This window comes from Streptomyces sp. NBC_01450 (assembly GCF_036227505.1).
Classification (GTDB): Bacteria; Actinomycetota; Actinomycetes; order Streptomycetales; family Streptomycetaceae; genus Streptomyces.
Genome location: NZ_CP109480.1, coordinates 3001533 through 3018909, shown reverse-complemented (window position 1 = coordinate 3018909; position 17377 = coordinate 3001533). Strand labels below are relative to the sequence as shown.

Sequence of the window (17377 nt, the reverse complement as noted above, 5' to 3'; positions counted from 1 at the left end):
CCGCGATGAGCCGCACATCCCCCCACCAGCACCCCCAGCCCACGGAATTGAGTCGCCGCGGTCTCCTGAAGACCGCGGGCGGTGTCACCGCCGCCCTCGCCGTCGGCGCCGGCAGCGCCGCCCTGACCGCCGGCACCGCGGACGCCGCACCGGCGGCCTTCACCCACCCCGGAATGCTGCACGCCTACGGGGAGCTCAACCGCGCCAAGGTACGGGTCGCCGCGGGCGACGACCCGTGGCTCTCCGGCTGGCAGCGCCTGACCGCCAACCGCCACTCGGCCGCCACCTGGACCCCCAACCCGCAGGCCACCATCATCCGCGGTGGCACCGGCGAGAACTACGGCACCCTCTACAACGACATCCACGCCGCCTACCAGAACGCCCTGCGCTGGAAGATCGCGGGAACCACCGCCAACGCCGACACCGCCGTCCGGATCCTCAACGCCTGGTCGGCCACGCTCACCACCGTCACCGGCAACGCCGACCGCTTCCTGGCCGCCGGGCTCTACGGCTACCAGTTCGCGAACGCCGCCGAACTCGTGCGTGACTACGCCGGGTTCGACCTCGCCCGGTTCAAGACGATGATGCTCAACGTCTTCTACCCGCTCAACAACGACTTCCTCCTCAACCACAACACCGCCTGCATCACCAACTACTGGGCCAACTGGGATCTGTGCAACATGAACTCGATCCTGGCCATCGGCATCCTCTGCGACGACGCGGCCAAGTACGACCAGGCGGTGAACTACTTCAAGAGCGGCGCGGGCAACGGCTCCCTCACCCACGCCATCCCGTTCGTCTACGACAGCCAGGGCCTCGCGCAGTACCAGGAGAGCGGCCGCGACCAGGGCCACACCATGCTGGGCATGGGCGAGCTCGGCGCCTTCTGCGAGATGGCCTGGTCCCAGGGCGACGACCTGTACGGGTACGGCGACAACCGGTTCATGAAGTGCGCCCAGTACGTCGCCAAGTACAACCTCGGCCAGGACGTGCCCTACACGACGTACACCTGGGGCACGGGCCAGAGCTGCGCCCAGCAGTCGCAGACCGTGATCTCGTCCGCGAGCCGCGGCGAGATCCGGCCGGTCTGGGACATCCTGTACTACCACTACGCGCGCCGACGTGGGCTCTCCGTCCCGTACATCCAGGCCATGGCGGAGAGCGTGCGCCCCGAGGGCGGCGGCGGGGACTACGGCACGACCAGCGGGGGCTTCGACCAGCTCGGCTTCGGCACGTTGATGTACGCCAAGTAGGGACGTCCGCGGGCGCGTCGGTCAGGGATGTCCGGGGGAACAGTCGGAGGTGGCGTGATGTTCTGATGTAAGCCGTTCACGAAGGGCGAGGAGCTGGTGGTCGGATGGCGGTGGACGCGGCGCGGCAGACGGATCCGGTGGTCACCACCCCGTACGGAGCGGTGCGCGGCAGGTACGAGAACGGGATCGCCGTCTTCCGTGGCATCCCGTACGCGGCCCCGCCGTTCGGCCCCCGACGCTTCCGGCCACCGGTGCCGCCCGCGCCCTGGGAGGGGGTGCGCGACGCGGGCGCCTTCGGAGCGACACCGCCCAAGCCGCCGTACTCCGAGGCGTTCGCCCGACTCCTCTCCGACCCCGTCGTCCCCGGCGACGACTGTCTGAACCTGAACGTGTGGACACCGGAGCCCGGCCCCGGGGCCCGGCTCCCCGTCATGGTCTGGATCCACGGCGGAGCGCTGACCCGCGGCTCGTCGGCCGTGCCCGTCTACGACGGACGCGCCTTCGCCCGGGACGGGATCGTCCTCGTCTCGATCAACTACCGTCTGGGTGTGGAGGGTTACGGCCTCTTCCCGGACGCGCCGGCCAACCCGGGACTGCGCGACCAGCTGGCCGCCCTGGAGTGGGTGCACGCGTCGATCGCGCAGTTCGGCGGCGACCCGGACCGGGTGACCGTGTTCGGCGAGTCGGCCGGAGCCATCAGCATCGGGGCGCTGCTGGCCAGTCCGCGCGCCGCGGGACTGTTCCACCGGGCCGTGCTGCAGAGCGGGCCGCCCGAGGCGAGCGACCGCGACAAGGCGCGCCGGATGGTGCGCAGGATGGCCACCCGGCTGAAGATCCCGGCGACGGCGGAGGCGTTCGCCGCCGTGGACCGCGCCCTGCTCCTGCGTACCCAGGCCGACGTGAGCAGACTCAGCAGCCCGGTGCTCGGCGGGCCCGCCTTCGGCATCGTCGTCGACGGCGACCTCGTCCCGCGCGATCCGCTTCGGGCCCTCGTCGAGGGCGCCGCTCCCGACATCGGCCTGCTCCTGGGCTGGACCAGCGAGGAGTACCGGCTGTGGCTGGCGCCCAGTGGTCTCCTGGAACGCGTCGACCGGATCGGCCCGGTCGCCCTGGCCGCCGCCATGGCTCGCTGCCACTGCAGCCACGAGGTGCCCCGCGGCTATCGGGCGATCCACCCGGACGCGGGCACCGCCGACCTCGTCGGCCAGCTGGTCACCGACCACCTCCTGCGGGTCCCACTGCACCGGCTGGCCGATGCCCGCCCGCCGGGGACCCCTTCGTACGTCTACGAGTTCGCCTGGCCGTCGAACGTGCCGGACCTCGGCGCCTGCCACGCTCTGGAGCTCGGCTTCGTCTTCGACACCGCCGACGTGCCGGAGTCGGCGAAGCTCGCGGGCGAGGGCGCCCCGCAGGAACTCGCCGACGCGATGCACGCCGCCTGGGTGCGGTTCGCGGCCGAGGGCGACCCGGGCTGGCAGGCCTGGGAGACCTCGCACCCGGTCCGTGTCTTCGGCACCGGCGAACCGCACACCGTCCACGGGCCGCGCGACCGTGAACTCGCCCTGTGGGACGCGGAGCCGGCCGGGCCGCCCGGCTCTCCGGAATCCACACCCACAGTGCGCCTTCCTGCCGGTCCGCTCCTGCGCGGCACGGCACCGCTGTCAGCCGTACGCCGTTTCCGTCGCCCCGGCGGAGCCCCCCGGCCGTGACGGGCGGATTCGGCTCCCCGGCCCTGCCACGGAGCCGCGTACCACCACGTGCGTCCCCAGGAGAAGGTGTTCGTCCGGGGTCTCCGGGGTGCGACCGAGGGCGGTACGGACGGCCAGGCGGCCCAGTTCCTCGTACGGGACGTGGACCGTTGTCAGCGGAGGGTGGAGATCGCGGGCGAAGGGGATGTCGTCGTAGCCGACGAGGGAGACGTCGGCCGGGACGCGTAGACCCGCCTCGTGCAGCGCGGTCAGGGCGCCGGAGGCGACCATGTCGGTGGAGGCCATCACCGCCGTGAAGTCTAGGTTCAGCTCCAGTGCCCGGCGTATCAGGCGGTGGCCCGAGTCGCGGGTGAAGTCGCCGGCCAGACGCAGCGCCGGGTCGGGTTCCAGACCGCGTGCCCGGTGGGCGGCGAGGTAACCTCGCTCGCGGCCCAGGGCCGTGGTGCTGTCCGGCTTGCCCCCGAGGAACAGGATCCGCTGGTGGCCCTGGGCGAGGACGTGCGAGCACAGGGCGTACGCGCCGCCCTCGTTGTCGTACTCGATGACCGTCACCGGCGTCCCGGCGTCCAGTGGCGGCCGCCCGCACAGGACGAGCCGAGACCCGGCCGACGCCAGGGAGTCGGCGATGCGCGCCATCCGCGCGCGGTACTCCGCGGTGTCCGTGGCGCCGCCGACCAGGATCACCGCGGCGGCCCGCTGGGCGCGCATCATCTCGATGAACTCCAGCTCGTGCTCGGCGTCGCCGTCCGTGCTGCACACCAGACACAGATGGCCGAGCCGGCTCGCCTCGCGCTCCACGCCGTGCGCCATGTGCGCGAACGACGGCCCGGTGATGTCGTCGAGGACGAACGCGAGTGTCGGGGTGCCGGCCCCCGCGATCGCCTTGGCGCGCGCGTCGGCCACATAGTCCAGCTCGCGAACCGCCCGCATCACCCGGGTACGCGTCGCCGTGCTCACCGGGTACTCGCCGCCGAGCACCCGCGACACCGTCGACGCGGACACTCCCGCCTGGGCCGCCACGTCCCGGATCGTGCGCCGGCTCCCGGCGTCCGTGGTGCTCTTCCTCGTCATGCCGGCCCCCCTTTTCTCCGCCCCCTGGGAAGTGCGGCAACATCGACGGCAACCGGTTCCCGGGCCGGAGGCTAGCAGGAGGAGCGGGACGTGACGAGAGACGGGGAACCCGGTCCGGCCGCCGCCGTCGGCCGGCGTACCGGAGGGTCGCTCGCCGCCCTCTTGGCAGGCTCCTCCGGGACCTACGCGGAAAGCTCCCCCACCGTCCGCGCGATCGACGCGATCGCCCCGGGACCGACCCGACAGCACCCCCCGATCAGCCGCGCCCCGCCCCGCCGCCAGCCGGTCACCTGCTCGGCCGTGAAGGTCGACAGCCCGTTCCACGCCCGTGCCTCGGCGTCCCACACCTCGCCGCTGTTCGGGTACACCACCACCGGCTTCCCCGTCACCCGCGCCGCCGTCTCCACCGCGCCGTCCACATCCTCGGGGGCGCAGCAGTTCACGCCGACCGCGATGATCTCGTCCGCGTCGGCGGCCAGTGCGAAGGCCTCCTCCAGGGGCTGCCCGGCCCGCGTACGGTCCCCGGCGGCGGTGTACGACAGCCACGCCGGTACGCCAAGACCGCGCACCGCCCGCAGCAGCGCCTCGGCCTCGTCGGTGTCGGGCACGGTCTCCAGGGCCAGTACGTCGGGCGCGGCGGCGGCCAGCACCTCCAGGCGAGGGCGGTGGAACCGCTCCAGCTCGGCGACGCTCAGCCCGTACCGCCCCCGGTACTCCGAACCGTCCGCGAGCATCGCCCCGTACGGGCCGACCGAGGCGGCCGTCCACAGCGGCCGGGTCACGCCCTTCGCGTGCGCGCGACGGCTCGCCTCCCGGGCCAACTCCACGCTGAGGCTGAGCAGTTCGGCCGCCCGCCCGTGCGGGATGCCCCGCTTCGCGAAGCCCTCGAAGGTGGCCTGGTAGCTGGAGGTGATCGCCACGTCCGCGCCCGCCTCGAAGTAGGCGAGGTGCGCCCGAGTGATCGCCTCGGGCTGCTCGACGAGCAGCCGCGCCGACCACAGCTCGTCGCTCAGGTCGTGCCCGGCGGACCCGAGCTGGTTGGACATACCGCCGTCCAGGACGACCGTTCCGGCGGCGAGGGCGTCGGAGAGGGAGGGGGAGGAGGCGCTGCGGGAGGTCTTGCTGGTCATGTCACGACGCTAGTCGATGAGGACGGCCGCGCCCCGTCCTGCCCACCTGCTGAACAGAACGAGACCGCCCGGACCCCTGAGAGCGCCGAGGAAGCCGCCTAGCCTGGGGGCATGCGTGAAGTCGATCAACTCGGCACCGAAGATGGTGAGATCCTCCGCGCCGAAGTGCGGGAGATCTTAGGGACCCCGGCGGACCGGGCCGTCCTCGAACCCCTCGTCCACAACCTCAAGAACGGCGTGACCGGTGGCGTGTGGCGGGTCACCGCCGGTGACCGTTCGGTCGTCCTGAAGGTGCTCACCCAGGCCAAGGACGCCGACGGCGCCTGGGCCGCCTCCGACGACCCCAGGCACTGGAACTTCTGGCGCCGCGAGGCCCATGTGTACGAGTCCGGGCTCGCGCGGACCTGGCAGCCGTGGGGCATCAGGGCACCCCGGCTGCTCGCCTCCGTCGACCGCCCGGACGGCGACGTGGCGCTGTGGCTGGAGGACGTACCGGGGGAGTCCGGAAGGACGTGGTCGATCGCCCGCCATGCCGAGCACGCCCGGCGTCTGGGCGCCGCGCACGGAGCGGCGCTCACGGACACTGACGGCACCGGCATTGGCATCGACGTTGGCGTCGGCGTCACGGCGGGAGCCGATCGCGACTGGGACCGGCCCTGGCTCTCCCGTCGCTTCCTCCGCGACTACATCTGCGCGAAGACCGACGGCCAGGAGCTGATCGACGACGACACGGCATGGCGGCATCCGCTGGTGCGCGACCACTTCCCGGCCGGGGTGCGGGAGGCGGTGGTGCGGCTGCGGCAGGACCGTGAGTGGTTCCTCGGGATCATGGAGTCCCTGCCGCGCGTCTTCAGCCACCTCGATCAGTGGCCCGCCAACGTCGTGTCCCAGGGACCGGACAGCGTGCTCATCGACTGGGCGTTCGCCGGCGACGGCGCGCTCGGTGAGGATCTCGGCAACTACGTCCCCGACACCGTCTGGGATCTGTTCCTGCCCGCGGCACGACTGCCCGAGCTGGCGGCGGCCGCGTACGAGGCCCATGTGCACGGATTGCGCGAGAGCGGCTGGCGCGGCGACGAACGCCTCGTACGCCTGGGCATGTGTGCCTCGGCGGTGAAGTACGACTGGCTCGCACCCCTGATGCTCGCCCGCGCGGGCGAGGCGCGGCAGCTCGACTACGGCGGCAAGGGGGAGGTGTCCGCCGAACGGCGTTACCGGGAGCGGGGGTTGGCCTTCGCCTTCCTCGCCGGCTGGGCGGCCGAGGCACGCGAACTCGCTCCGCTCCTGGGCTTCCCACCGGCACCGACCGGCCGTTGACGCAGGGGCCGTCGCATGACTCACCGGGAGGCCGCGTGCCGTCGTCCGCCGCGCCGTCGTGACCGCCCGCGCCGGACCACCGGCACGGCGAGCGCGGCCAGCAGCGGTGCGAACAGCAGGGGCCACCACGAGTTCGTGTTCTCGCTCTCGCCGACGGCGGTGGAGTTCTTCACGGACGGAGTGCCGGGCGTGGCGGGGGACGGGGCCGCGGTCCGGTGCTTCGGCACGGCCTTCAGGGTGACGTCGTTGCCGTCGCCCCCGTGATAACTGATGCGGTACGTCGTGTCGGCGAGCTCGACCGAGGCGCCCTCGCGCAGGCCGGAGAAGGCACCGGCCGTCCTCGCGCCACCGGTGTGGTCGAGCACCCTGATCTCGTCGGCGGGGTCGGTCCCGGCGGCCGACAGATCCAGGTCCCCGGCCAGCCGGACCGCGCCCGTCACCTTCAGGGGCTTGTCGCGCGGGACCAGGGTGCCCTTCGCGCTCTGCGTGTAGTCGCCGGTCACCGTGAGGGGGCCCGCGACCTCGCCGTCGTTGACGACCGCGCCCCGTACCGTGCCCTTGCCGCTGAGGGACGTGGACACCCGAAGTCCCGTCGTACGCACGTCCAGCCGCGTGCCGGCCGTGGTGAGCCGGATCGCCTTGCTGTGCGCGAGTGTGGCGCCGGAGGAGAGGGCGAGCGTGCCCCTGGTGACCGTGGTCGGGCCCGTGTAGGACACGTCGCCGCCCGTCAGGGTCGTCGTCGCGGCGCCCGACTGTGTGAGCCCGCCACGGCCGCCGACACGCGACAGTGACACGGGAGTCGAGACGTTGCGGACGACCAGTGTGCCGTTGTCGACGATCCGTCCGTGCTCGGTGCCGGTCATCAGCGAGCCGTCACCGCCCCGCGCGCCCGAGCCCAGCCGCAGCACGGCGCCCTTCTCGATGGTCGTCGACCCGTCGTAGTGCTGCTCCGCCGCGAAGGTCACGTCGTTGCCGGACGTTCCCTTGATCACGACGTCCCCGGCGCCGGCCGCGGCGAGCGTGTCGTGGTACCGGCCGCCGCCGATGCGCGCGCCCAGGGTGACAGGACCGTTGTAGGCGAAGGTCAGCCGGGACCGGACGCCGCTCGCCAGGTGCAGGTTGATGTAGACGGTGTCCTTCGTCCCCGGCATGAAGATCTTGTGGGTGGTCCCGTCGCCCCACTGGACGTCCGCACCCTCGATGTTGGTGCCGCGCTTGTTCAACTGATGGGCGATGGGACGCCAGTTGATGTCCGGGTCGCTCAACGACGGGTCGGTGTCGCCGCCCTGGTCGCTGTAGCTGTACTGGCCGGTGAGCACGACCTTGCTGCCGGGCCGCGAGTGCACGTTGACGTCACTGCCGTAAGCGCGCTGGTAGAAGTTCTGACGCAGGGTGATCGTCTGGTGGAGAGGGGTGTCGATGATCCAGGAGCCCTGGTTGAGGATGGCGCGGGTGCGGGGGAGCGCCACCGGATACTCGGGGCGGCCCACCGCCATGCCGGTGCCGTTGTCGATCACTCCGGAGAAGGGGTGGGTGCCCGCCAGGTCGAGGGTGCCCCACATGTCGCGCGGCTGGGTGACCAGGCCCGAGCCGCTGATGGTGCCGATGTTGAAGGTGCGGGTCAGGGAGAGGCGCAGGGTGCCGTCGACGCGGACGTTGAGCTGGTTCAGCCGGTAGCCGGGCGTGTTGTAGGGGAAGTGGCCGATCAGGCCGGTGCCGCCGCCAGTGCCGTACTGGAGGGTGGCGCCCCGCTCGACGGTGATCGCGGGCGGGTCCGGGTTGCTCACGGTGGTGTAGGGGTGGTTGCCGCCCTGTGTCCGCACACTCTGCCGTTGCCTTGCCTTGGGCAGGGTGAAGTCGCTGTCCTTGGCGAGGATCAGCGTTCCGCCGCCGCGCACGGTGAGCGTGCCCTCGCCGTGGAAGGCGCCGTTGTATGTGGTCGTCCCGGCGGGCACGGTCACCACCGCGTCTCCGGACAGCGTCACGTCCCGCCCCGCGAGCACGTCGGCGGTGACGTCGCGGGTGCCGGCGGCCGCCACCTGGGGGGTGGTGACCAGGAAGGCGACGGTCGCGAGGGCGCCCACGGCGGCTGCTGTCTTGTAGGTATGGCTGCGCACATCATCGGAGACGCGCACGGACGGCGGCGATAACAGAAATCTCGCGTCCATCTTTGTCACGCCCGACCCGTTGACCTTCCCGTAACACACCCTTACCTTTTCGGCGTTCGTAATGACAGATGCCGTACGAAATCTCGAACCCCCCCGAGAGGCGTCAGATGAGACGTGTGTACGCAATCCTCGTCGCCCTGTGCTGTGCGTTCACCGCGGCACTGGTGACCGCCGGACCGGCCCAGGCGGCGGCCCAGACCATCACCAACGGCACCCAGTTCAGCGACACCTCGGGCAACGTCGTGCACGCGCACGGCGGCGGGGTGATCAAGGTCGGCAGCTACTACTACTGGTTCGGCGAGGACCGCAACGCCGACAACACCTTCCGGTACGTGGACGCCTACCGCTCCACCGACCTGAAGAACTGGGAGTTCCGAAACCACGTACTGACCCAGTCCAGCGCCTCCGAGCTGGGCACCGCCTACATCGAGCGGCCGAAGGTCATCTACAACGCGTCCACCGGCAAGTTCGTCATGTGGATGCACAAGGAGAACGGCGTCGACTACAGCGAGGCGCGCGCCGCCGTCGCCGTCTCGGACACGGTCGACGGCGCCTACACCTACCAGGGCAGCTTCCAGCCCCTCGGCCAGTACATGTCCCGTGACATCACGACCTTCGTCGACACGGACGGCACCGGCTACATGGTGTCGGCGGCCCGTGAGAACTACGACCTGCAGATCTACAAGCTCACCGCCGACTACACGGGCATCGACAGCCTGGTCGCCAACCCATGGGTGGGCGGCCACCGCGAGGCACCGGCACTGTTCAAGCGGGGCGGCGTCTACTTCATGCTGACCTCGGCAGCCACCGGCTGGAACGCCAACCAGCAGCAGTACGCCACCGCGACCAGCATCGCCGGCCCCTGGACCGCGATGACCAACGTCGGCGACTCGACGACGTACAACTCGCAGACCGCGTATGTCCTCCCGGTCCAAGGGACCTCGGGCACCTCGTACCTCTACATGGGCGACCGCTGGGGCAACTCCTTCGGCGGCACGGTCAACGACTCCCGTTACGTCTGGCTGCCGTTGACCTTCCCCAGCTCGACCAGCATGAGCATGAGCTGGTCGCCCGAGGTCACCATCGACACGGCGGCCGGGACGATCACGGGGACGAGCGCCACCTACGAGACCCTGACCGCCCGGCACTCCGCCAAGTGCGCCGACGTGCCCGGCCAGTCCCTGCTGACGGGCGTCGCGCTCTCCCAGTACACCTGCAACGGCGGCAACAACCAGAAGTTCTGGTTCAAGTCCGTCGGCAGCGGCTACTACGAGCTGATGACCCGGCACAGCTCCCTGTGCCTGACCGAGAACGCCACCGGCGTCACCCAGGAGAACTGCGCCACCGCGACCACCCAGCAGTGGTCGGTCACCGCCTCCGGCAGCTACGTGCTCCTGAAGTCCCGCGCGAGCGGCGAATGCCTGGACGTGAACGGCGCGTCCACCGCCAACTCCGCCGCGCTGATCACGTACACCTGCAACGGAGGGACCAACCAGCAGTGGACGCGTGGAACATGACGTCAGGTCAGTAGATCGACGGCGTCGATGGAGGTGCCCGCGCTGAGGAAGGACGTCGACCCCGAGCCGCTCGCCACGTAGATCTTCAGCGTGTTGTACGCACTCGTGTCCGTCAGCCAGGCGGACGCGGGAACGCTGTAGGAGAATGTGTAGTTGTTGCCCCGGTACGAGCCCACGGTCAGCGACCGGGTGCTCGGCTGGGTGGGCGGCGAGGGGACGGCGGAGGTCCAGGTGTCGTTGACCACGATCTGCGGGCGGCCGTTCGCGTAGGCCGTGGTCACGCCGATGCGCAGGGTGTGCGCGGCGGCGGCCTGGGCGGCGGTCAGCTTGAAGTACACGACGATGCCGCTGTTGACGTCCTTCCACAGATAGCAGGGGAACGCCGAGGTCTCGGTGCCGCTGCCGACGACGACGTTGCCGGTCCAGGACGCGGCCCGTACGTCCGATGGATGCGCGTACGTCATCAGGTCCGCGTTCTTGAACCCGCTCGGTGTGCCGTCCCAGGCGCCGATCCGCCAGATCGCGCTCGCGTTGTCCGGGTCGTTCGAGGAGGGGACGGTGATCGTGTTGAGGGTGGTCGTCGCGCCCGCGGCCACCGTCACGGAGGTGGTGTACACGGCGAGTTCGCCCTTGAAGACGGTCAGGGTGTACGCGCCCGGCAGCACGCCCGCGATCGAGTAGTAGCCGTCCGAGGCCCGTGCCGAACCCCAGTACTGCGCCGCGGAGTTGGCGAGCCCGACCGTGTAGGCGTACGCCGTGTTCCGCCCGGCGATGCCGACCCCGGCGACCTTGCCGCGGCCGCCGGCGGCCACGTACCCCGAGATGCCGAGCGAGTCGGCCCAGGAGGTGGTGAGATTCGCCGGGTAGAGCGACGAGGAGGGCGCGCCGCCGTCCGTGAAGGCGATGACGTACGGACCCTGGAGGCCGAAGCGCTCCGACTCCGTCTGGTTCTCGCCGTAGTACAGGATCTCGTACAGCCCGCCGCCGTCGGCGCTCTGGTGCCGCAGCAGAGAGCGGTAGAACGGGCCGCCGGAGGCCTTCTCGTGGTTGCTGCGCACGATCCACAGGCCGACGCTTCCGGTGGTCCAGCCGATGTAGTCGTAATCGATGACCCGGCGCTTCGAGTAGTGCTTCGAGCGGGTCTGGCCGTCGGACTTCGCGAAGACGTCCGCGGACTCGATGGTGGTGGGCGCGTACGTGTAGGAGTCCGGCTCGTCGTTGAGGAACAGGCCCGCCTTGACACGCACGATGTACCGGGTGGCGCTGACCGACGTGTCGGCCTTGTTGGTCCACAGATAGACGTTGTTCTCGCCGCTGCGGGCCGCGTAGTAGTGCTTGAGCGTGCCGTACGCGACGGAGACGAGGATCGTCGAACCGGACTGCGCGATGGTCACGGTGGAGGTGCCGAGGCCGGACTCGACGTGCGAGTTCTTGCCGCCGTAGCCCTGGTACTCGGTGCCGCGGTAGACGAGCGAGGTCAGGTCGCCGTTGGTCTTGCTGACCTTGAAGACGAGGTTCGCGCCGGTGTCGATGACGTAGTTCGAGCCGTCGTCCGTGTAGCCGAAGCTCGCGGCGGCGGCCGTCGGGGTCAGGGCCGTCGCGCTCACGGCCGCCGCGGTCGCGCCGAGGACGAAGGTGCGGCGTCCGAGCGATCTGTCGGTGGATCCGGACATGGGGGTGCCTCCTTCGGAGGTGGGGGTGTGCGGGTGTCCGGAAGACTGACAGTTGAATCGATTTCGCGAAAGGGCTTTCGCTGCCTGGGAGTTGGCAATCATGTGAAAACGCGCCGAGCACTAGAAAGCGCTTGCGGAGAGCGGTACCGTCCTGCCGCCAGGTCATGCCGTCCCGTTGGAGGAGCCGCCATGAGACGTTTCACCACTGCCCTGCTGGCGGCGCTGACCGCCGCCACCGCGCTGTCGGTCACGCCCGCGCAGGCACACGGAGGGTCCCACCCCCTCGGCCTGGAGAACTGCACCGCGACCGCCTGCCACTTCGACGTCGCGCCCGGCACGTACGACGTGCGCGTACGGCTCGGCGGACAGGCGGCGGCGAGCACGAGCGTCAGCGGCGAGACGCGCCGGGCACTGCTGCCCGAGACCGCCACGGCGGCCGGCAAGCCCGTCACTCGCAGCTTCACCGTGAACGTCCGCACCCCGGAGGGCGAGCCGACCGGCCCCGACGGCACCCCCGGCCTCGACCTGGCCCTCGGCGGCTCCGCGCCCGCGCTCGCCGACATCGAAGTCACCCCGGCCCGCCCCCACACCCGCCAGATCTTCCTGGTCGGCGACTCCACGGTCTGCGACCAGCTCGGCGACCCCTACACCGGCTGGGGCCAGCAGCTGCCCCAGTACCTCCGCAAGGGCGTCTCGGTCGCCAACTACGCGGACTCCGGGGAGAGCACGGTCACCTACCTCGAGAACCCCGCGCTCTTCCCGACCGTCCAGCCGCTCATCCGGCGCCACGACCTGGTCCTCATCCAGCTCGCGCACAACGACAAGACGACCGACGAGCCGACGTACCGCGCGAACCTGGAGACCCTGGTCGCCGGGGTCCGCGCGCGAGGCGGCGACCCGGTGCTGGTCACCCCCATCGTCCGCCGCTGGTTCAACGCGGACGGCACCCTGAACAACGACACCGCCCTGCTGGTCAACGGCCTCGGCGTGGACCACCCGGCCGTCATCCGCTCGGTCGCCGCCGCCGAGCACGTGCCGCTCATCGACCTGACGGCCAGGACCAAGGCCCTCGTCGAGTCGCTGGGCGTCGAGGGCTCCAAGGCGATCTACCTCTACAACGAGAAGCGGGACAACACGCACACCTCCGTGCACGGGGCCACGGTCTACGCGGGCCTCGTCCGCGACGAACTCCTCGCCCAGCATCTGGTGCCCGGGCGCCAGGTAAGGGTGGGATGAGGCCCTGGGGCGTTCCGTCCGGAACCGGGGCGCCCCAGGTACCACCCGACCTAGCCGCCGAACCAGGAAGCGCCACTGATGCCAGACGAGGACCGCACCCTCAGCCCGTACACCGGCTACACCCGCGCCCACTGGGAGGCGGCGGCCGACTCCCTGCTCGCCGCGGTCGCCCCGTACGCGACCGAGAACGGCGCCCTCTACCACCTTCCCGGAGAGCACACGAGCTGGTCGGGCCGGCTCTCCGACGGCCTGGAGGGCTACGCCCGCACCCTGCTCCTGGCCGCCTTCCGCCGCGACGAGAAGGCCCTGGAGCGGTACGCCGACGGACTCGCCGCCGGTACGGCGGGCGTCTGGCCGCGCGTCGAGGACCGCGGCCAGCCCCTCGTGGAGGCCGCGTCGATCGCCCTCGCGCTGCGGCTCACCCGGCCACTGCTGTGGGACCGCCTGGACGACGGAGTGCGGCAGCGGGCCGCGGCCTGGCTCGGCGACGCGCTGACCGCCGAACCCTGGGCCTGCAACTGGGAGTTGTTCCCGGTGACGGTCGGCGGCTTCCTGGCGGAGATCGGCCACGAGCCCGAGGCGTCGGCGGCCGCGATCGATCGTGGCCTGGAGCGGATCGAGGAGTGGTACGTCGGCGACGGCTGGTACTCCGACGGCCCCGGCCGCGCCTTCGACTACTACAACGGCTGGGCGATGCACCTGTACCCGGTGCTGCACGCATGGCTCGCGGACGACACCCGCCTTCTCGACCTGTACGGCGGCCGGCTGTCCCGCCATCTCCGCGACTACGCCAGGCTGTTCGGCGGCGACGGCGCCCCGATGCGCCAGGGCCGCTCCCTCACCTACCGCTTCGCGACGACCGCCCCGCTGTGGCTCGGCGCCCTCACCGGCCGTACGCCGCTGTCGCCGGGCGAGACCCGGCGCCTGGCGTCCGGCGCGCTGCGCCACTTCCTCGACCGGGGCGCGGTCGACGACCGCGGCCTGCTCACCCTCGGCTGGCACGGCCCCGACGAGACGGTCCTCCAGGGCTATTCGGGCCCGGCCTCCCCCTACTGGGCGAGCAAGGGCTTCGTCGGCCTGCTCCTCCCACCGGACCACGAGGTGTGGACGGCGCGGGAGGAGCCCGGCCCGACGGACCGCGCCGACGCCGTCACCCCCGTCGGGCCGCCCAACTGGCTGCTCCAGACCACGACTTCGGACGGTCTGGTCCGACTCCACAACCACGGCAGCGAGGACGTCCGCTACGACCCCTACTACACGCGGCTCGCGTACTCGACCGCGACCGCGCCCTCGGTGTCGTACGACAACAGCGTGATCGTCGGTGACGATCCGAGCCGGACGGACATCGAGCCGCTGGGCGCGGGGGACGGCTGGGTGGCGTCCCGGCACACGGCGGGCGGGGGAGCGCGGGTCGTGAGCCTGGTCGTCGCGCGCGGAGCGGTGGAGGTGCGGGCCCACCTGGTGGCGGGAGCGGCAGCGGGAACGCCGGTGCGCGTCACGGGGTGGCCGGAAGCCGACGGCCTGCGCTCCGAACTCCTCCCCGTGCACGGTCTGTCGGACTCGGCCGGTGTCATGGGAACCGGCGCCACCCTCTTCATCGCCCTCGCCCGGCTCACCGGCGAGCCGGACCCCCTGCCCCTCACGGAGGCGGTGTCCGTGCGGGTGGAGGGGGAGTACGACGTCCGCGTGAGCTGGCCCTCGGGCCCCTCGGCGTGCTTCCGGTTCAGGGCTTCAGACGGGCGATCTTCAGCGTCGTCGTGGTCGGTGAAGCCCCGCTGAGGGCGCTCGTGTAGGACGGGGTGACAGGGGCGTACGCCCACGTCAAGGTGCCGTCCTTCAGGGTCGCGATGTCGCCGGAGATCGGGGCCTGGACCACCTTGTCCGGCGTCTTGAAGGCGCCGTTCCAGTCGATCAGGCGCAGGTGGGTGCCGGTGAAGGTGCCGGTGCAGGTGCCGGCCGAGCACTTGGCGTTCTCCAGGGACTCCCAGGAGACGAGGAGCCGGTCCTTGCCGTACGGGGCGATGTGCACGTTGACGTTCTCGGTGCCGGCGGCGCTGGTGAGGCGGACCGGCTTGCCCGCGGGAGTGTTGCGGTTCTTGAGGAAGGCGACGGCCACCTGGTGGGTCGCCGTCCTCGGCTTCACCGTCCAGCCGCGGCCGCTCGTGTCGTCCGGGTTCTTGGCGGCGGAGACGGCGCCCCGGGAGGCGAAGGCGGTGGCGTACCGGCCCGTCGAGGACTTCACCAGATCGCCGGTGCGGCCCGCGAAGGTGCCGCCGCAGTAGCCCGCCCAGCACTGCTCGCGTTGCACGGCGGGCGCGTTGTCGGGGGCGCCGATGCCCGTCGAGACGAACAGGCCCGAGCGCCAGTCGTCGAAGCAGAGGGAGGTGAACGCGCCGGTGGTCTCGGCGTGCAGCGCTATGCCCTCGTTGTGGCTGCACCCCCAGCTCCAGCCGCCCGTCAGCTTGGCGCCCTTGGCGCTGACGTAGTTGAGCTTGTCGCCGAAGTGGCCGTCCGCGAAGCCGCCGGCGCCGTGCACGACGAAGTACGTGCCGTACTTGGTGCCGTTCCAGGTGAGCTGACCGTCCAGCAGCGGGGCCGTGTCGTGCGACGCGGTCCCCGTGAGCTTCGTACGGAAGGTCTGCGTGCCGTTCTTGTAGCGGATGAGGGCCGCCGCCGTCTCCTTCCACTTGTTCGTGTCGGAGACGCGGGTCAGCAGCGCGAAGCCGTCGTTGTGCGCGACCAGGCCGCCGACCTCCTTGGCGCCCTTGACGACCGTGTCCGCGCCGGAGCGCTTCCCGGCGGCCGTCAGCGGGGTGACGTGGACGCCGTCGGACGCGGGCCAGGCCACGCGGAGGGTGCCGTTCGGGGCGACGGCGGTCGCGGTGCGCGTCCACTCGCGGGAGTTGTTGTACCCCGCGGACTGGTAGGGGAACTTGGCGGCCAGGTTCACCGTGGTGTTCGTGACGGCGGCGAGCCGCGGGGCGGCGGCCGTCGTGCTCGTCGTCGGCGTGGCGGTCGCGTACCAGGCACCGGCCAGGACACCGACGGCCCCGAGTCCGGCCGCCAGGGGCTTACGGGCCAGGTGGCGGCGGCGGTGCGATGTGGTGGGTCTTGCGTTGGTCATACCGGGTGGTCGCCGCCGTGGGCCGAAAGGTTGCCGCAGGTCGAAAGGTTGCCCGCGCTTCTCGGTGCGCGGTGCGCGGTGCGTGGTGGACGGATACGGTTCGGCGGGCGCCGAAGGATCGCGCGCTTAGCGTTGCGGGTATGAGCGACTCCCCTGGGAGACCGACACGATGTGGGAGGCCGACATGACTTGGAAGGCCGACATGACCGCGACGCCCTTCGCCGCGCTCCACCACGCCGACGCGCCCCTCCTGCTGCCCAACGCCTGGGACCACGCCTCGGCCGCGCTCCTCGCCGCTCAGGGCTTCGCGGCGATCGGTACGACGAGCCTCGGTGTCGCCGCGGCGGCCGGACTGCCGGACGGGGCCGCGGCGACCCGGGATCTGACCGTGCGGCTAGCCCGGCAGCTCGGCGGCGCCCCGTACCTGCTGTCCGTCGATGCCGAGGACGGATACGGCCAAGACCCGGCCGAGGTCGCCGAGTTGGCGCACGAGCTGGCCGCCGCCGGAGCCGTCGGCATCAATCTGGAGGACGGCCTCGGTCCCGCCGACCTGCACGCGGCGAAGATCGTGGCGGTCAAGGCGGCCGTACCGGACCTCTTCGTCAACGCCCGCACCGACACCCACTGGCTCGGCGACGCTGCCGACGAGCGGGAGACCGTCCGCCGCCTCGACGCCTACCAACAGGCGGGCGCCGACGGTGTGTTCGTCCCCGGCCTGACCGACCCGACCCGCATCTCCGCCCTGCTCAAGACCCTCGACGTACCGCTGAACATCCTCTACTCACCCGCGGGCCCGTCCGTCGCCGACCTGGCCGACCTCGGCGTGCGCAGGATCAGCCTGGGCTCGTACCTCTACCGGCGGGCACTGGGCGCGGCGCTGGACGCGATGGCGGACATCCGCTCAGGCCGCCCACCGCGGGGCACCGCGCCGACGTACGACGAGGTGCAGGCACTCAGCGCACAGGACCGCACCTCCTAGGCCTGCTCCAGCTTGTTGACCTGCGCGGAGACCGGCGCCCGGGCGCCGCCCGGAGACGGTCGTCCGACTCGTGAGCCCGGGTGGTGGGGCTTAGGGTGGATCTGTACGAGGAGGCGTTGTCATGCCCCTCACCCGAGCGGCGAAAGAGGCCGCGGGCTGGTGACGGCCAAGGGCGGGGAGGGTGCCGTCACGTTCCTCGC

12 protein-coding genes are annotated in these 17377 nt (G+C 71.4%); 7 read left to right on the top strand and 5 right to left on the bottom strand.

The window, feature by feature from the left end; all coding sequences use genetic code 11:
- Window positions 1-5 precede the first annotated feature (5 nt).
- On the top strand, window positions 6-1253 hold the full coding sequence (locus tag OG568_RS13660) for an alginate lyase family protein (RefSeq protein WP_329531715.1): 1248 nt from the start codon (window positions 6-8) through the stop codon (window positions 1251-1253).
- Between the two features lie 104 nt (window positions 1254-1357).
- On the top strand, window positions 1358-2962 hold the full coding sequence (locus OG568_RS13655) for a carboxylesterase/lipase family protein (protein WP_329531714.1): 1605 nt from the start codon (window positions 1358-1360) through the stop codon (window positions 2960-2962).
- On the opposite strand, the gene OG568_RS13650 is transcribed toward OG568_RS13655, so the two are convergent.
- Both OG568_RS13650 and mmuM read right to left on the bottom strand, forming a co-directional pair.
- Window positions 2915-4033, bottom strand: coding sequence for a LacI family DNA-binding transcriptional regulator (locus tag OG568_RS13650; RefSeq protein ID WP_329531713.1), 1119 nt, complete (start codon window positions 4031-4033; stop codon window positions 2915-2917). The genes OG568_RS13655 and OG568_RS13650 overlap by 48 nt on opposite strands.
- Window positions 4034-4215: 182 nt before the next feature.
- The gene (mmuM, locus tag OG568_RS13645; protein ID WP_329531712.1) at window positions 4216-5163 is read right to left on the bottom strand and encodes a homocysteine S-methyltransferase; all 948 of its coding nucleotides are present in this window, start codon (window positions 5161-5163) and stop codon (window positions 4216-4218) included.
- 111 nt (window positions 5164-5274) lie between these two features.
- On the opposite strand from mmuM, the gene OG568_RS13640 reads away from it, so the two are divergent.
- On the top strand, window positions 5275-6480 hold the full coding sequence (locus tag OG568_RS13640) for an aminoglycoside phosphotransferase (protein WP_329531711.1): 1206 nt from the start codon (window positions 5275-5277) through the stop codon (window positions 6478-6480).
- Between the two features lie 20 nt (window positions 6481-6500).
- Here the strand turns inward: OG568_RS13640 and OG568_RS13635 are convergent, their stop codons facing one another.
- Window positions 6501-8597: an autotransporter gene (locus OG568_RS13635; RefSeq protein ID WP_329536355.1), complete on the bottom strand. Its 2097-nt coding sequence runs from the start codon at window positions 8595-8597 to the stop codon at window positions 6501-6503.
- Window positions 8598-8755: 158 nt separating this feature from the next.
- Between OG568_RS13635 and OG568_RS13630 the strand changes: the two genes are divergently transcribed.
- Window positions 8756-10165: an RICIN domain-containing protein gene (locus OG568_RS13630; RefSeq protein WP_329531710.1), complete on the top strand. Its 1410-nt coding sequence runs from the start codon at window positions 8756-8758 to the stop codon at window positions 10163-10165.
- A gap of 2 nt (window positions 10166-10167) precedes the next feature.
- Here the strand turns inward: OG568_RS13630 and OG568_RS13625 are convergent, their stop codons facing one another.
- Window positions 10168-11838, bottom strand: coding sequence for a rhamnogalacturonan lyase B N-terminal domain-containing protein (locus OG568_RS13625; RefSeq protein ID WP_329531709.1), 1671 nt, complete (start codon window positions 11836-11838; stop codon window positions 10168-10170).
- 189 nt (window positions 11839-12027) lie between these two features.
- Between OG568_RS13625 and OG568_RS13620 the strand changes: the two genes are divergently transcribed.
- Together OG568_RS13620 and OG568_RS13615 are read left to right on the top strand one after the other, a co-directional pair.
- Window positions 12028-13074, top strand: coding sequence for a rhamnogalacturonan acetylesterase (locus OG568_RS13620; protein ID WP_329531708.1), 1047 nt, complete (start codon window positions 12028-12030; stop codon window positions 13072-13074).
- A gap of 78 nt (window positions 13075-13152) precedes the next feature.
- Window positions 13153-14853, top strand: coding sequence for a DUF2264 domain-containing protein (locus OG568_RS13615; RefSeq protein WP_329531707.1), 1701 nt, complete (start codon window positions 13153-13155; stop codon window positions 14851-14853).
- Here OG568_RS13615 and OG568_RS13610 read toward each other — a convergent pair.
- A complete protein-coding gene (locus OG568_RS13610; protein WP_329531706.1) occupies window positions 14798-16198 on the bottom strand; it encodes a hypothetical protein in 1401 nt (466 codons plus the stop codon). The genes OG568_RS13615 and OG568_RS13610 overlap by 56 nt on opposite strands.
- 202 nt (window positions 16199-16400) lie before the next feature.
- On the opposite strand from OG568_RS13610, the gene OG568_RS13605 reads away from it, so the two are divergent.
- Window positions 16401-17177, top strand: a complete 777-nt coding sequence (locus OG568_RS13605) for an isocitrate lyase/PEP mutase family protein (RefSeq protein WP_329536354.1) — start codon at window positions 16401-16403, stop codon at window positions 17175-17177.
- Window positions 17178-17377 lie beyond the last annotated feature (200 nt).

Excerpts from the sequence above, each read along its gene's own strand:
- OG568_RS13660 (WP_329531715.1), top strand. The coding sequence starts at position 6 with ATGAGCCGCACATCCCCCCACCAGCACCCCCAGCCCACGGAATTGAGT.
- OG568_RS13655 (WP_329531714.1), top strand. The coding sequence starts at position 1,358 with ATGGCGGTGGACGCGGCGCGGCAGACGGATCCGGTGGTCACCACCCCG.
- OG568_RS13650 (WP_329531713.1), bottom strand. The coding sequence starts at position 4,033 with ATGACGAGGAAGAGCACCACGGACGCCGGGAGCCGGCGCACGATCCGG.
- mmuM (WP_329531712.1), bottom strand. The coding sequence starts at position 5,163 with ATGACCAGCAAGACCTCCCGCAGCGCCTCCTCCCCCTCCCTCTCCGAC.
- OG568_RS13640 (WP_329531711.1), top strand. The coding sequence starts at position 5,275 with ATGCGTGAAGTCGATCAACTCGGCACCGAAGATGGTGAGATCCTCCGC.
- OG568_RS13630 (WP_329531710.1), top strand. The coding sequence starts at position 8,756 with ATGAGACGTGTGTACGCAATCCTCGTCGCCCTGTGCTGTGCGTTCACC.
- OG568_RS13625 (WP_329531709.1), bottom strand. The coding sequence starts at position 11,838 with ATGTCCGGATCCACCGACAGATCGCTCGGACGCCGCACCTTCGTCCTC.
- OG568_RS13620 (WP_329531708.1), top strand. The coding sequence starts at position 12,028 with ATGAGACGTTTCACCACTGCCCTGCTGGCGGCGCTGACCGCCGCCACC.
- OG568_RS13615 (WP_329531707.1), top strand. The coding sequence starts at position 13,153 with ATGCCAGACGAGGACCGCACCCTCAGCCCGTACACCGGCTACACCCGC.
- OG568_RS13610 (WP_329531706.1), bottom strand. The coding sequence starts at position 16,198 with ATGACCAACGCAAGACCCACCACATCGCACCGCCGCCGCCACCTGGCC.
- OG568_RS13605 (WP_329536354.1), top strand. The coding sequence starts at position 16,401 with ATGACCGCGACGCCCTTCGCCGCGCTCCACCACGCCGACGCGCCCCTC.